The organism is Sphingobacterium psychroaquaticum (genome assembly GCF_004421025.1).
Taxonomy (GTDB): domain Bacteria; phylum Bacteroidota; class Bacteroidia; order Sphingobacteriales; family Sphingobacteriaceae; genus Sphingobacterium; species Sphingobacterium psychroaquaticum.
Genome location: NZ_CP038029.1, coordinates 1,155,535 through 1,170,948, shown reverse-complemented (window position 1 = coordinate 1,170,948; position 15,414 = coordinate 1,155,535). Strand labels below are relative to the sequence as shown.

General features: G+C 43.8%; 15 protein-coding genes. 6 read left to right on the top strand and 9 right to left on the bottom strand.

Annotated features, from left to right (window positions below):
* Nucleotides 1-32 precede the first annotated feature (32 nt).
* Complete coding sequence (locus E2P86_RS04895; RefSeq protein WP_134431217.1) at nt 33-338, top strand: Smr/MutS family protein; 306 nt, start codon at nt 33-35, stop codon at nt 336-338.
* A 3-nt stretch (nt 339-341) separates the two neighbouring features.
* On the opposite strand, the gene E2P86_RS04890 is transcribed toward E2P86_RS04895, so the two are convergent.
* A complete protein-coding gene (locus tag E2P86_RS04890; RefSeq protein WP_134431214.1) occupies nt 342-1,238 on the bottom strand; it encodes a LysR family transcriptional regulator in 897 nt (298 codons plus the stop codon).
* Between the two features lie 81 nt (nt 1,239-1,319).
* Here E2P86_RS04890 and hutH point away from each other — a divergent pair, with 81 nt between their 5' ends.
* The 4 genes from hutH to hutG are packed head-to-tail and all read left to right on the top strand — an operon-like array spanning nt 1,320 to nt 7,127.
* Nucleotides 1,320-2,888 (top strand): histidine ammonia-lyase, encoded by a 1,569-nt coding sequence (gene hutH, locus E2P86_RS04885; RefSeq protein WP_134431211.1) that lies wholly within the window; start codon nt 1,320-1,322, stop codon nt 2,886-2,888.
* A gap of 2 nt (nt 2,889-2,890) precedes the next feature.
* Nucleotides 2,891-4,144: an imidazolonepropionase gene (gene hutI / locus E2P86_RS04880; protein ID WP_134431208.1), complete on the top strand. Its 1,254-nt coding sequence runs from the start codon at nt 2,891-2,893 to the stop codon at nt 4,142-4,144.
* On the top strand, nt 4,141-6,150 hold the full coding sequence (locus E2P86_RS04875; RefSeq protein ID WP_134431205.1) for a urocanate hydratase: 2,010 nt from the start codon (nt 4,141-4,143) through the stop codon (nt 6,148-6,150). The genes hutI and E2P86_RS04875 overlap by 4 nt, the downstream gene beginning before the upstream one ends.
* Nucleotides 6,147-7,127, top strand: coding sequence for a formimidoylglutamase (gene hutG, locus E2P86_RS04870; protein WP_134431202.1), 981 nt, complete (start codon nt 6,147-6,149; stop codon nt 7,125-7,127). Before E2P86_RS04875 ends, hutG begins: the two co-directional genes overlap by 4 nt.
* A 55-nt stretch (nt 7,128-7,182) precedes the next feature.
* Here hutG and E2P86_RS04865 read toward each other — a convergent pair whose 3' ends face one another.
* Nucleotides 7,183-8,184: a 3-keto-disaccharide hydrolase gene (locus E2P86_RS04865; protein WP_085473774.1), complete on the bottom strand. Its 1,002-nt coding sequence runs from the start codon at nt 8,182-8,184 to the stop codon at nt 7,183-7,185.
* 113 nt (nt 8,185-8,297) lie between these two features.
* Here E2P86_RS04865 and E2P86_RS04860 point away from each other — a divergent pair, with 113 nt between their 5' ends.
* Nucleotides 8,298-9,380, top strand: a complete 1,083-nt coding sequence (locus E2P86_RS04860) for an AI-2E family transporter (protein WP_085473773.1) — start codon at nt 8,298-8,300, stop codon at nt 9,378-9,380.
* Nucleotides 9,381-9,642: 262 nt separating this feature from the next.
* Here the strand turns inward: E2P86_RS04860 and E2P86_RS04855 are convergent, their stop codons facing one another.
* The 7 genes from E2P86_RS04855 to E2P86_RS04825 form a co-directional block, all read right to left on the bottom strand.
* Nucleotides 9,643-10,386, bottom strand: a complete 744-nt coding sequence (locus E2P86_RS04855) for an SDR family NAD(P)-dependent oxidoreductase (protein WP_085473772.1) — start codon at nt 10,384-10,386, stop codon at nt 9,643-9,645.
* Between the two features lie 120 nt (nt 10,387-10,506).
* Nucleotides 10,507-11,118 carry an alpha-ketoglutarate-dependent dioxygenase AlkB family protein gene (locus tag E2P86_RS04850; protein WP_134431199.1) on the bottom strand — a complete coding sequence of 204 codons (612 nt, stop codon included), beginning with the start codon at nt 11,116-11,118 and terminating at the stop codon, nt 10,507-10,509.
* On the bottom strand, nt 11,118-11,966 hold the full coding sequence (locus E2P86_RS04845) for a bifunctional transcriptional activator/DNA repair enzyme AdaA (protein WP_085473770.1): 849 nt from the start codon (nt 11,964-11,966) through the stop codon (nt 11,118-11,120). The genes E2P86_RS04850 and E2P86_RS04845 overlap by 1 nt, the downstream gene beginning before the upstream one ends.
* A gap of 76 nt (nt 11,967-12,042) precedes the next feature.
* Nucleotides 12,043-13,347: a bifunctional folylpolyglutamate synthase/dihydrofolate synthase gene (locus tag E2P86_RS04840; protein ID WP_134431196.1), complete on the bottom strand. Its 1,305-nt coding sequence runs from the start codon at nt 13,345-13,347 to the stop codon at nt 12,043-12,045.
* A gap of 10 nt (nt 13,348-13,357) precedes the next feature.
* Nucleotides 13,358-14,182 (bottom strand): energy transducer TonB, encoded by an 825-nt coding sequence (locus tag E2P86_RS04835; RefSeq protein WP_085473768.1) that lies wholly within the window; start codon nt 14,180-14,182, stop codon nt 13,358-13,360.
* A 75-nt stretch (nt 14,183-14,257) separates the two neighbouring features.
* Entirely contained in the window at nt 14,258-14,668 is a 411-nt protein-coding gene (locus E2P86_RS04830) for an ExbD/TolR family protein (protein ID WP_134431193.1), read from the bottom strand.
* A 24-nt stretch (nt 14,669-14,692) separates the two neighbouring features.
* A complete protein-coding gene (locus tag E2P86_RS04825; RefSeq protein WP_085473766.1) occupies nt 14,693-15,394 on the bottom strand; it encodes a MotA/TolQ/ExbB proton channel family protein in 702 nt (233 codons plus the stop codon).
* Nucleotides 15,395-15,414 lie beyond the last annotated feature (20 nt).

The window sequence follows — 15,414 nt, the reverse complement described above, 5'->3', positions numbered from 1 at the left end:
ACAATGCTAAACATAAGTATTATTTTTGAAAAATGGCAAGAGAACTACCCCGACCGGCGAAAGAGGTTGACTTACATGCAGAAGACTTTATCCATGATATGGATGTGTATGAAGCACGCGAATTACTTTCGGAATCCATAGACCTACTCCGGGCATCGCTTGATGCAGCGATCTATTGGGATTACACAGAGATACGTTTCATTCATGGTAAAGGAAAAGGCATCTTAAAAAAAGCAGTTTACGAAGAGTTGGCCTATTACAAACAGAGTGGCGCTATTGCAAGCTACCACCCTTCCTACCACAATGAGGATATTGTGGTCGTACATATCGGTCTGTAGACCTTATGCATGGATTTCTTTTTGTACAATATCCAAAAATACATTGATACCCCGTTGTTTTACTTTTGGATTCCAGAGCAAGGACAATGTCGTACGTTGCGGAATCTGATCTAAATCTATAAATTTCACCTGTGTAGTATATCCTTTTTTGAGCGAAGCCGGCACAATAGCCACCCCAAGCCCCTGTTCCACCATATTAAAGATAGTCAGCGCATTTACGGTACGTAATGCTACATGTGGTTGGAAACCGGCATCTTTAAAAATACTCATCACCAGATCAAAGTAAGAGTGACTATAATCTTTAGAAAATAGAATAAAAGGCTCTTCTTGAAGCGCTAGAAGTGTCGTAAAATTATCCTGCTGTGTGGGGTAAGCATAAGGAACGACCAGCGAAAAATGTTCCGTTAAAACCGGGATTCCCGTTAATCCTTTTGGAATCGCATCTATTCGAACAAAACCAAAATCCAATTCTTCTTTTAATAGTTTGGTAACCTGCGCTTCATTGGACAGCTCCTGCAAATCAACTTCCACCCGCGGGTGTTCGTGTTTTAAAGTAATCAGCAACTGCGCCAAAATAGACTGTACTGCAGAACCGATAAAGCCCAACCGTAACGATAAAGCATCGTGATCTGCTATAGCTTTTAATTCTTGCTCTACACGCTCCAAATTATGGAAAAGCGTGTCTACCTCTTTTTTAAGATAAACGCCTGCCGCTGTCAACCGAACAAAACGTGTACCTCTTTCAAATAGAGAAACTCCGTAGATCTCTTCCATTTGTTTAATCTGACGTGTTAATCCTGGCTGTGAAATAAACAGCCGTTCGGCAGCCCTTCGAAAGTGCAACTCCTCGGCTAACACTTGAAAATAGCTAAAGTGTCTTAACTCTAATTGATAACTCATAGGCATCAATAGTTGATAAAAATGATATTTATAATTATTAAATATAGGTGTTAAATTTGAATTACAAGAATCAAACAATATATGAACCCATTTCAATACGGTGTCGACCATCTTACGTGTTCGACCGCTTTCCAAATAGTACAAGGCCAGCGCGATGCTGAATTATCGGACGCTACAAAAGCAGCGATTAATAAAAGCGCATCCTATGTACAACAGATTGTAGCATCAGGAAAAATCGTTTACGGTATAAACACGGGCTTCGGTCCTTTATGTACGTCGTTGATCAGTGCCGAAGATACGCGTAAGCTCCAAGAAAATATATTAATGAGTCATGCGGTTGGCGTGGGTGAACCCATTGATCAGTCCCTTTCAAAACTAATGTTAGTGTTAAAGGTTCATGCTTTGGCTAAAGGCTTTTCAGGTGTACAATTGACCACCGTGGAACGCCTTTTATGGCATATCGAACAAGATATTATCCCCGTAGTACCGAAACAAGGTTCCGTTGGTGCTTCCGGCGATTTGGCTCCCCTATCTCACCTTTTTCTTCCATTAATTGGTTTAGGAAAGGTATGGTATAAAGGGGAGATTGTCCATACAAAAGTACTTTTTGAGCAACTTGACATGCAACCTGTGGCATTGGGTGCAAAAGAAGGTCTTGCCTTAATCAATGGAACACAGTTTATGGCAGCACATGCCGTAACTGCTGTCGTAGAGATGCAAAAGCTATTGAGCAATGCAGATCTTGTAGCGGCACTGATGCTTGAAGGATTAAATGCGTCGATCAAACCTTTCTTTGCGGAACTGCATAACCTACGTCCATACAAAGGAAACCAGTTTGTTGCAAGCACGATATATAATTTACTGGAAGGCTCGGAAATTCTGCTATCGCACAAAAATTGTTCGCGTGTTCAAGATCCGTATTCATTACGGTGTATCCCTCAAATTCATGGTGCCTCGCGCAATGCTTGGCTGCACCTGAGGGAGACGATTGAAATTGAAATTAATGCGGTAACGGACAACCCGATTATCATCAATGAAGAATTGACCATTAGTGGCGGAAGTTTCCACGGACAGCCGATTGCTCTCCCGATTGATTACGCAACATTAGCGGTATCCGAAGTTGGGAATGTGTCTGACAGAAGGGTCTACTTATCGTTGGAAGGCGACACCCCAAATGTACCCAAACTCTTATTAGCAGAAACGGGCCTTAACTCTGGTTTTATGATCCTTCAGTATACTACCGCAGCGCTTGCCAGTGAAAATAAAGGATTGTGCTTCCCGGCGAGTGCAGACAGTATTCCTACTTCTCTGGGACAGGAGGATCACGTAAGTATGGGATCAATTGGTGGACGTAAACTGCTGCAAGTGCTAAATAACGTAAATAATATTTTAAGCATTGAATTGATTTGTGCTGCACAGGCTTTTGACTTCCATAAACCGTTACGCTCCACTCCGATTCTGGAAGCTATTCATACCGAAATAAGAAAGAATATTCCGCATATCCATGCCGACCAACCGATGGAAGATATTCTATTGGCGGCACAGGAGCTTATCCGTTCCGGAAAACTAATCGAAACAGCTAACACCGTTGCCGAGCAAGAAAAAATCGCTTTTTATGGCACACATGTTGAACATTTTAATGCTTTTTAGGTATGCAGAAAAAACTAATCGGCCCTTTCAAACAAGTACTTTCTCTAGCGGATATTCCGCTGAAAGGGGCTATATCTGATCAGCAGCTCCATGTTATTCCTGAATCGGGTATTCGAATCGAAGATGGAAAGATTGTTGAAATAGGAACCTATTCAGACCTTAAAGCAGCGGCAACAGCAGATACCGTACTCATCGTACCAGATGGGGATCAGGTGGCTGTTCCTTCTTATATCGATTGCCATACACATATCGCTTTCGCTGGAAATAGAGCAAATGATTTTGCTTTACGTAACGCAGGAGCAACTTATCTCGAAATTGCACAAGCTGGTGGCGGTATTTGGAGTACGGTACAGCATACTCGTGAGGCCAGCGAAGCAGAATTGGTAAAAGGAATTATTGAACGTGCCAATTTCTTGATGGCGCAAGGGGTCACCACAATTGAAGTAAAAAGTGGTTATGGCCTATCGATTCTAGAAGAACTAAAGATGCTTCGTGCTATTAAAGAAGCGCAGAAAGAACTTTCTGTAACGCTTATACCAACCTGCCTTGCAGCCCATATGAAGCCTCGTGATTTTGAGGGTGATAATAGCGCATACCTTAGTATGGTTGCAGATAATCTCTTCCCGCTATTAAAAGAAGAAGGATTAACCACACGTATCGATGCCTTTATTGAACAAAGTGCTTTCTCAGCCGAGGAAATTACGCCATATTTTGAAAAAGCCCGTGCGTATGGATTTGATATCACCGTTCATGCCGATCAGTTTACCACATCCGGAAGTGCCGTAGCTGTTGCTTTTGGCGCACGGAGTGCCGATCACTTAGAAGCTTCAACGGAGCAGGAAGTGGCACTGTTGGCACAATCCGATACCATTGCCGTTGCGCTTCCGGGCGCGTCCGTTGGTCTCGGTTGTGCGTTCACCCCTGCGCGACAGTTGCTGGATCAAGGTGCTTCACTTGCTATTGCGACAGACTGGAACCCCGGGTCAGCACCGATGGGACAATTGATGGCACAGGCATCGATTTTAGCGACCGCTCAAAAATTAAGCAATGCCGAATTGTTTGCCGCGATCACCTTTCGCGCAGCGCAAGCCCTGAACCTCAGGGATAGCGGTCGGTTAGCGGTAGGTGAACAAGCCGACTTTATCACATACAAAACAGATAATTATCAGAACATTACCTACCTACAGGGGAGCTTGCAACCCGAACAGGTATGGAAAAATGGAACGAACATCTTTACAAAAGGAGAACGAGCATGACATTCCAAGAATTAATTTCACAAGGTATTCCCACCGTATTGCCACCTAAAGCGACATACGACAATACGATAAGCCACGCTCCAAAGCGAAAAGATATATTAACACCTACAGAGAAAAAGCTGGCGATACAAAACGCATTACGCTATTTTCCTGCAGCATGGCACCAGGAGCTTGCGACTGAATTTCTCGAAGAGTTACAGCGGTATGGACGCATCTATATGTATCGTTTCCGACCGGCATATACCATGCACGCTCGTCCGATAACAGCCTATCCGGCCAAAAGCCAACAGGCGGCAGCCATCATGTTGATGATTCAAAATAATCTAGATCCTGCTGTTGCGCAGCATCCACATGAGCTGATTACGTACGGCGGCAATGGTGCCGTATTTCAAAACTGGGCACAATATCTTTTGACCATGCGTTATTTGTCCACGATGACGGATGAACAAACACTACACGTATATAGTGGGCATCCGATGGGCTTATTCCCATCCTCCAAGGATGCACCTCGTGTCGTCGTGACAAACGGCATGATGATTCCCAACTACTCGAAACCTGACGATTGGGAGCGTTTTAATGCATTAGGTGTAACCCAGTACGGTCAGATGACAGCGGGGTCTTATATGTATATTGGCCCGCAAGGTATCGTTCATGGAACAACCATTACCGTGATGAATGCTTTCCGTAAACAATTATCGGCAACCGAAAGCATCGAAGGAAAAGTGTTTGTCACATCAGGCCTGGGTGGCATGAGCGGCGCGCAGCCTAAGGCGGGGAATATCGCCGGATGTATCACCGTCTGTGCGGAAGTAAATCCCGATGCGGCACATAAACGTCATAGCCAAGGTTGGGTAGACGAACTATTTGAGGATCTTGATGCACTGACCATCCGGTTAAAGGAGGCTATGGCACGAAACGAAGTGGTTTCCATCGCTTATATTGGAAATATAGTAGATCTCTGGGAAGGCCTCTATGCTGCCGGCATACACGTTACGGTTGGTTCCGATCAAACCTCATTACATAACCCGTGGGCGGGTGGATACTATCCGGCAGGGATAACATTTAATGCCGCCAATGAGATGATGGCTGCGCAGCCTGAACAATTTAAAGAAGCGGTACAGCAATCGTTGATCCGTCATGTCGAAGCGATCAATAAGCACGTGTCCCGTGGAACGTACTTCTTTGACTATGGCAATGCCTTCTTATTGGAAAGCAGCCGGGCTGGAGCAGATGTTATGGCTGCCGATGGCATAAATTTCCGCTATCCCTCGTATGTACAAGATATCTTAGGCCCTATGTGCTTTGACTACGGTTTTGGTCCATTCCGATGGGTATGTACATCGGCCGATGCAACTGACCTCCAGAAGTCAGACCGTATTGCGCAAACCATTTTGGAACAATTACAGGAAACTGCTTATCCGGAGATCAAACAACAACTTCAGGATAATATCCAGTGGATCCGTCAAGCGGAAGCAAATAGATTAGTCGTTGGCTCGCAAGCACGTATTCTCTATGCCGATGCAATCGGAAGGATACAGATTGCCAAAGCATTTAATGCCGCCATTCGATCGGGAGAAATTACAGCACCCATTGTGCTGGGGCGGGATCACCACGATGTGAGCGGCACAGATTCACCGTACCGTGAGACCAGCAATATCTATGACGGAAGTAAGTTTACCGCAGATATGGCCATCCACAATGTGATTGGCGATAGCTTCCGTGGTGCGACGTGGGTTTCGATACATAATGGTGGCGGTGTTGGATGGGGCGAAGTCATTAACGGTGGATTTGGATTGGTCCTTGACGGTAGCGAAGCAGTAGACCGCAAATTGGAAAACATGCTGTTTTATGATGTCAATAATGGTATTGCACGCCGTGCTTGGGCAAGAAATAAGGAAGCCCGTCAAGCGATCGAAGTAGAACTAAAACGTAGTGGCAATCTACAGGTCACTTTAGCGGAAGAAGTAGATCCAGTGGTACTACAAGCTATTTCTGAAAAGTTATGATTAAGCAAGCAACCACCCTATATTATCAAGCACCGACGCCCCGGGAATGGGGCGGAAGAAACGATGGTTCGGAAGCGCAGCATCGACGTTGGCATCAGCAGATACAGCTTGTCGATCTAAAGCAGACGACAAGGTTTGACGGTGCTTTTGTCGTCTTGGGCTTTGCCTGTGAAGAAGGCGTTGCGCGGAATTCGGGTCGTGTAGGTGCTGCACAAGGTCCAGCGGCACTGCGGAAAGCTTTGTTAAACCTACCGATCTTCGATGCGAAACATACCCATCTATACGATGCGGGAAATATTATATGTACCGATCAAAACTTAGAGGCCGGACAGGAGGCCTTAGGCGATGCTGTACAGCAAATATGTCATCACGGTGGCTTTCCGATTCTTCTAGGCGGTGGCCATGAGATTACCTATGGTCATTATCTAGGCCTCCGATCTGCAGTCGACAAGCAATTGGGAATCATCAATTTGGATGCACACTTCGATTGTCGCCAGCCGAAACCCGCCGCAACCTCGGGAACTGGATTTTATCAGATTGCGGAAGACGAGAAAAAGCGCGGAAATAAGCTTCATTATTTACCGATAGGGATTCAAAAAATCAGTAATACGAAAGCCTTATTCGATGAGATGCACAAACAAGGTATCACGTGGATTGAAGCGGAAGACTTTCATTTGGGAAATAAGGACCGTATACTGGAATCAATAGATGCGTTTCTGGCGCAGGTGGATCAGCTTTATCTCACCATTGATCTCGATGTTTTTGCGGCACCTTACGCGCCAGGGGTTAGCGCCGTTGCCTTTTGTGGCATTGTGCCGGACCATTTTTTCTGGTTGGTGTTACGCAGGATTTTGCAATCGCCAAAACTCATCAGCATCGATATTGCCGAGCTGAATCCGCATCTCGATATCGATATGCGTACGGCTAAATTAGGAGCTAATTTAATCTTTGAATTATTGCACCAGCATAGAGCGTAAATAAAAAGGGTCGGTTTGCCTAGGTAAACCGACCCTTTTTTTCTACCAGCACAAATTACTTCGCTGGGATAATCGTAATCTTCCTAAACTCGATGCCTGTATGGTCTCCCTGTAAGTAGATTGGCCCTGGTTCGCCTTCTTTGCTATCCAGTGCACCACCTGTAATACCAGGAATCTCTTGGTTACTGATAATCGTTTTACCATTTGCGACAATGGTTACCAAACGACCACGAAGGGTAATCTCGTATTTATTCCATGTATTTGGTCCTAGTGCAACCATTTCATTAGGTGCTAAGAATCCATAAACACCACCGAAATACAAAGCTCCCGGATGTCTATCTTTTGGTGAATCTTCAATTTGCACTTCGTAACGCCCTCTTAAGTAGATCCCCGAGTTACCTTCCGTACCATAACGGAACTCTGCAATCAGTTTGAAATCTTCGAATTTCTGATCACTGATCAAGTTTGCTCCCGCTTTCTCATTCGTTAGGATACCATCCTTTACACTCCACTTATTATCTTCCGAAGATGGTTTCCATCCGGTTAAATCTTTACCATTAAACAACTCAATCGGTTCACCCCACTGGGCTTCACCCGTACGTGTTAAGTAAGGTGCTTTAACACCTGTAAAAGTAAATTTATTACCTTTATTACTCGTAATCGTTCCTTTCAATTCACCCCCTACCAGTTCACCTTCAATCGTAAAAACGCCATCTCCCCCTTCCCACTGTGGTGGAATTTCAAAAGAAAACTTACCCGCATTCAGCTTAATATGTGAAACCGGGCGGCTACTTCCTGCATCAGCTACAAACGCCCCCACTAAGGTATTGAAACCAGACAGTTTCACTTCTAGCCAAGAGGGTACTTCTTTTCCTTCTTTACTTACGGTCAAGTCCCAACGACCAATAAGATCTTTCGACTCTTCTGGAATAGTTTGTGTCGCTGCATTATGAATCTCTTCTTTTTCTTTTTTGTCCGTTTGTGTATTGTTACATGACACTACACTTGTTGCCAGTAAGCACATCAAGGTGCTGTAACCTACAATTTTTTTAAACATTTTTCTATACGGTTAGGGTTTACAAAGTACTAAACTACAAAATATAATTTTTAATTCAATTCCATGGAGAATCCACAATCTTTCTTTATTTTGTTGCGAGAGAATACATCGCTATGAAATACCGTCAAATAAACAATAACTCCATTAATCAGGTCATGTTGATTGTCATCATTATCTTGATTTGTTTTTTGGTTTTTAAAAATCTATTTTATTATCTACCAGGCTTTTTAGGTGCGGTAACTTTATATATTCTATTTCGAAAATCGTACTATACATTAACGGTAAAGAAAGGCTGGAGGAAAACTTTGACCAGTTTACTCTTTATTCTTTTGTCCATTATCTTTATTGTGTTACCGTTATGGGCACTGATCGATTACATGGTTCCGCAGATTAATGAATTTTTAGGAAACAGAGATGAGATCATGGATAAGTTTAACACCCTAAAGGTCTACATGTCCGACAAACCATTTTTAAAGGATATCGATATGTCAGATGCTGCTTTGTTTTCCTTCCTGCAGAACCTCACGAAGTACGTCCCTAATATTCTGAATTCCGTCATGGAGGTGGTTGTTAATATTATCGTTACTTTTTTTGTGTTGTTCTTTATGCAAGTTCATTCCCGAAGAATGGAGGCTACACTGTATCGCGCTATTCCTTTCAGCCGTACAAGTAAACGCGAAATATGGGATGAGGTAAACCTAATGGTTCGTTCTAATGCCATCGGTATTCCGATCCTTGGCTTTATACAAGGTGTTGTGGCGATGGTTGGCTACTGGATATTCGGTATCGATAATTATGTGCTCCTCGGTTTATTAACAGGTATTTCCTCGATTGTTCCTATCCTGGGCACGATGACGATTTACATTCCTGTTTGTATCATGACATTGGCAACAGGGAATACCTATAATGCAATAGGACTGACACTATACTGCTTTTTCTTAGTCGGTGGTGTAGATAACGTACTTCGCTTTACCATCTTAAAAACAATAGGGAACGTACCACCAATGATCACTGTTTTTGGGGTATTATTAGGGCTGAATATGTTTGGTATGTTGGGCTTGATTTTCGGTCCACTGATCCTCTCTTCTATTGGGGTATTAATTAAGGTCTACAGCAATGAATATGGAAAGGGGATCGTGCGAAATGCTTTGGAAAATCCGAAGGATATTCCAGGTGAAAATGACCCGGAGGAATAGGGACTGTCTTAGAAGCAAAGAGGTATGACCAGCTTAGAGCGGGTTATCGAAGGTGTAAAATAAAATAGCCCTTCGACAGACTCAGGGTGACATGATTGCTGTCACCTTCAGCCTGTCGAAGGGCTGCTTGTTAAAAAGCATTCTTCGCTAGCGCGAGTCTGCCTGCGGTAGGCAGGTTTTCAATTCGTGCTTTTACAATATGCGACACGAGCTACAAGCTCGCGCCAGCGACCGATTCTAATACACTTCCTCAGAAATTTAGTTACTTCGCTAAATACCCACCATCTACCGGGTAATAAGCTCCTGTCGAGAAACTCGATTTATCCGATGCGAGCCATAAGGCCAGTTCCGCTACTTCATGCGGTTGACCTAAACGCTGCATGGCATGTTGAGAGGCTAAATACTGCTGTGTACTTTCATCTAGTGCGCCATCGATAAGTGGCGTGGCAATAAATCCGGGACCTATTGCATTGATACGCACACCACGGGTACCATATTCCCAAGCCGCACTCTTAGTAAGTCCAACGACACCATGCTTTGCTGCAACATAGGCAGACGAATTTGCAAAGCCAACAGCCCCCAAGATGGACGCCATATTAACAATGGAACCACCAACCTTTTCAATCTCTGGAATCTGGTAGTGCATCCCGTAAAAGACACCATTCAAATTAATATCGATCACTTTGTTCCAGGACTCGATTGGATAATCCCCTACCGTAGCGGAAGCTCCGCCAATACCGGCATTATTAACAGCGATATGTAAAGCGCCAAAATTCTCGATCGCGGCTTCAACTATTTTTTTATTATCTTCTGCAGAAGATGCATCCGCTTTCACAAATACGACATTGCCTTCACCGAAATTATTCATCAACTCGCGCCCCAACGTATCATTTAAATCAGCGACAACCACCTTAGCTCCTTCTTGAACGAAAAGTTCAACAATGGCGCGACCAATACCGGAAACTCCTCCGGTCACTATGGCTACTTTGTTTTCCAATTGTTTCATACTATTCTTTGTTTGGTTTTCAACAATTTACCAATAAAAGAGCAACAACAAAATTCAATGGAAAGGGATTAGATTGAAGATGATGATAGACTGACAAATGAGGAGCAAAATGGCACTAAACTAATAATTTTCAATCTGACGAAACGTCAAATTAATGCGAGGTCCGTGCGGCTTTGTCGTTGGAGGAAGGCGATGCAACCAGTAATCTTGCGTTTGATCCTTCATCACGAGTAAGGAACCATGGGCTAAGTTAAAATAAACCGTCTCCTTAGACTGTTTATGCTTAAAGCCGAATTTTCGTTCTGCACCAAGCGTAAGTGAAGCAATAGCGCCATGCTTCTTCAAATCTTTTTCGGCATCACTATGCCAGGCCATGCCCTCGGAACCATCATGATATAAATTACAAAGACAAGAATTGTAACGCTCTCCGGTTTCCCTTTCCACCACCGCTTTAATTTCCAAGAGTGTCTTATCCCACAACAAAGCTCGTTTCAAAATACCGGAGTAACTATATTCAAAAGGAACATCGCCATACCAGGCAACCTTACGTTTTGTATACAAATGCTTCCCGAAGATGACTGCTTCATCATTCTTCCAGGCAAGGTTTTCCAACAAAGTTTTAAAATACAGATCGGAGATCTCTTGTCTAAAAACAGGACCGTAATAATTTACGGTACCATCGTATGGTAGATAATTCTTTGTCAAGTCAGGAAGATCTTCAAATAATTTCATTACTCATCGCTTAATGTACTTCCCTCCCAACCTATAAGTGCCGTCTTGCGCGTAATTCCCCAGCGATACCCGCCTAATAATCCAGAGGTTTGAATAACGCGGTGACAAGGTATTAAAAAGGCTACCGGATTGCTTCCTATGGCATTCCCAACGGCTCTAGAGGACTTTTCTCGTCCGATTTCAGATGCTATCTCTTTATAGGTAGTTAGCTTACCTGCTGGAATCTTGAGCAAAGCTTCCCATACCTTTAATTGGAAGTCGGTTCCCCGAAGGTGCAACCGAACTGTGGGTAAGTCATTCCAATCGCGCCTAAAAAAAGTCAGCACATCTTGATGCATGTCGCGTTGTTCCGCAATCAGATTAGCTTGTGGATAAGCCTCAAATAAATCATGTACCCCTCCATCACCTTCGGTATCAAATGCGACATAACAAATTCCTTTATCTGTAGATGCAATAAGCACTTCCCCAAAAAGGCTACTATATGTCGCATAATAGATTGTCAGGTTCTTCCCGCCATTTTTATACTCAGCAGGTGTCATTCCCTCAATCTGTATAAAGAGATCATGTAAACGGCTCGTACTCGATAGGCCTAACGCTAAGGATGTGTTAAACAGGCTGAGCTGCTGCTCCGCCAACATACGCTTGGCATACTGCAACCCGGTATACTGTAAAAATTTTTTAGGGCTAGTGCCTGCCCATTCTTGAAATATCCGCTGGAAATGGTCTGGACTAACATGTACATGTGCTGCAATATCTGCCAGAGATGGCTGCTCCTGATAGTGCGTCTGTACAAAATCAATGGCCGCAGCTATCCGTGTATAATTAATAACCTCTTGCGATTTTTCCATATACAAATATCACGCAATCTTCGGACTTAAAAAATCTGTTTCTTGCGAACTTCAGAGAGCGATGTTAAAATCCGAGCTAAGGCCGATACAACGCTAATATTTCGGCCACAACGAAATTGCTTCCTCCAACAAAAACAAGGTCTTGAGGTTCATATTGCTCCTTCGCAGCAGCCAACGCTTGGGGAACTTCCGCATACGCCAGACCTTTTAAACCATATCCTGCAGCCTTTTCTGCCAACTCATTTGCAGGCATCGCCCGTGGCATATCAGGGCTGCAAAAATAATACAACGCATCCTGTGGCAGCTGGGGTAGCATATGACTCAGATCCTTATCTCGCATCGCTCCAATAACAATATGTAAACGCTGATGTGGTGTCGCTTCAATATTTCGGACAACTTCCTTGATCCCGTCTTCATTGTGTCCTGTATCGCAGATAACCAAGGGGTCCTTCGATAAGATCTGCCACCGTCCTTGGAGCCCCGTAGATGTTTTAACCTGAGACAAGCCTGTCGCTATTTGTGTGTCATTAATTTTCCATCCCTGTTCCCGCAGCACGTCGACAACCGATAATACGCCTAAAATATTTTTCTGTTGATAACTCCCCGATAGATCCAACAACCAGTCCTGTTGTTGGCTGTCCTCCAGACGTAGAACGTTAACCTTCATCCCTGCCTCTACAAGTTTCGTTGATAGCACCTGCCGCCTATCTGTCGCAAAGCATAAAGGAGCTTCCATTGCTTGCGCTTTAGTAATAAAAACGTCGGCTATAGCTGGATCCTTTTCCGATACGACAACTGGAACCTGGGGCTTTATAATCCCTGCTTTTTCGCCTGCAATCTCAACCAAGGTATCACCCAACAAGTTCATGTGATCCATCCCGATATTGGTAATTAAACATACTTCAGGCGTAATAATATTGGTGCTATCTAGGCGTCCTCCCAGCCCGACTTCGATAATAGCGATATCAACCTCTTCTTTGGCAAAATGATCGAAAGCCATCGCCACTGTAACCTCAAAAAATGAAGGTTGCAGCTCCTCGATAAAGTCCTTGTGCGTAAGCACGAAATCAATGACCGAAGCCTCACTGATCATGGTGCCATTAATACGGATGCGCTCCCGGAAATCTAAGAGATGCGGCGAAGTATACAAACCCGTTTTATAGCCCGCACTAGCCAAAATCGAAGCCAACATATGTGAGGAGGATCCTTTGCCGTTGGTACCGGCGATATGAATGGTTTTGAACTGATTTTGTGGATTTCCTAATACTTCGCAAAACGCTAACGTATTACCCACATCTTTTTTAATAGCGGAAGCGCCATCGCGGGTAAACATTGGTAATCGAGCAAATAAGTACTCGATTACCGCTGCATATGTCTTCATGTTGTAAGAATTATCTTAGCTTGAAATTAAAAACGATCACACCAGTTTGAGAATCCGGTGCATTTGGAAGCTGATTTAACCGCGCTCCCATAACGGCACGCTCGCATTTTTCAAGTAACGCACGACTCGAAATCGTGGTTCCTTTTACCCCGGCGCGAGCACGGGTTACTACCCCACTACGATTTACGCTAAACTCAACCGCTACGCGGCCTGCCTGTTGTCCATCATCTTGGATATTAGGACGTACTTCAAAACGTCTGTTCGCAATAGTCAACATCATATTACCATCACCAGACCCACCTTCGCCATAATTACTGGCTAAAGGATCGCCCAACTTACTGCCCTGATTTCCGGGTGTTGTGCCCGTACCATCTCCAGTCCCGACAGCATTATTCTTTTTCCCTTTATATAAGGCGTTTGGGTTCACTGCTGGCGTTGCATTTTTCTTCTCTACGGTAGATACATCCGCATTTGCTTTCACCGGTTTTTCATTCTTTGGAACCGCTGGCGCATCATCCATATCTTGTGTCGCAACCACTTTATCGGCTACTTGCTTCGACGGCGTCGGCACAGGTGTTGTCTCTGGGTCTATTTTATCCGGTTTTACATTATTGGCATTCTCATCCATCGAAGGCTCATCCACACTCATATAATCATCGCCCATACCCTCATCAGCAGTACCGTAATTTACAATAATACCCCCCATCCCATAGCGAGGGATTTCTTGACCACCAAATACAACAAAAAAACCAATCAGAACCAATACGCCCATCACCAAGGCAGAAAGCCCTAATGCTTTAGGTAAATTGTTCTCTTCTCGGGATTGGTAATACATATTCTTTATTCTATACTAAAATGCTTTCTATTTTGACATCGCATCTGATTAATCGTTTAATCCGACGTGTCCTTCTTACTTATCTTTTTTCGGTTCTGTCGCCAATACTAACTTCACCTTATTTCTATTTGCGACATCCATTACAGCAATCACATTTTGAATAGGCACCGAACTATCTGCGTATAGCATGATGGTCAAATCCTCTCCTCCGCCAGCCTGCGCTTGGATAAGAGGTTCCAACTGCTCCAATGGCACCGTTTGTTTATCCACATGATAGGCTAGATCTGCAGATATAGATACCGTCATTGTTTTTTTTGCAACCGACTGTTCACCTGCACTAGACTTCGGCAATAAGAGCTTCACCACTTGCGGGTTGGAAACTGCAGAGGCCAACAGGAAGAACAACATCAAGAAAAACATGATATCATTCAACGCCGCGGTATGTACCTCGGCCGTCGGTTTATTTCTTCTATTTCTTAAATTCATTATCCGCTAAATCAAAAATCCAAACTATGCGCCAGGCTCGTCTAATAGATCGATAAACTCCACCGCGTCTGTTTCCATACGTAAGATAAGGCGCTCTACCATCATGTTTAAGATATGATATCCAACATAGGCCAAGATACCTACCGTCAGTCCACTTGCCGAAGCAATCATCTTCACATACAAACCACCAGAAACTGAACCAATATCGATACCACCAGCGACCTCTACATCGCGGAAGATCTGGATTACCCCAAAAATCGTTCCCACGAAACCAAGCATCGGAGCGATCCCCGCAATAATACCTAGGATATTGATGTTCTTCTCCAGTTTAGAAACCTCTAATTTACCGACGTTCTCAATAGCTCCCTCAATATCTTTGATCGGACGACCAACACGAGAAAGACCTTTTTGAAGCATACGCGATAACGCTGAATTACTAGAGCGACAAACGGCAATCGCCGCATCTAAACGACCGGACATTACATTGCTTTTAATCTGTGACATCAATCCGGAATCCGAACGTGAAGCTTTTCGAATGGTAATATACCGCTCAAAGAAAATAACTAGTCCTAAAAATAAAAGGAAAATAATGGGGATCATAATCCATCCACCTTTCATCAACAATTGAATCAAGTTCAAATTTTCTTCCGTTGTTGCTAATTGTACAGCTTGCTGTTGAACGGAGTTTAAAGAATCTACCGTTAGGTTGTCTTGCATCAATGACATAGTCGTTATTCGTATTTAAT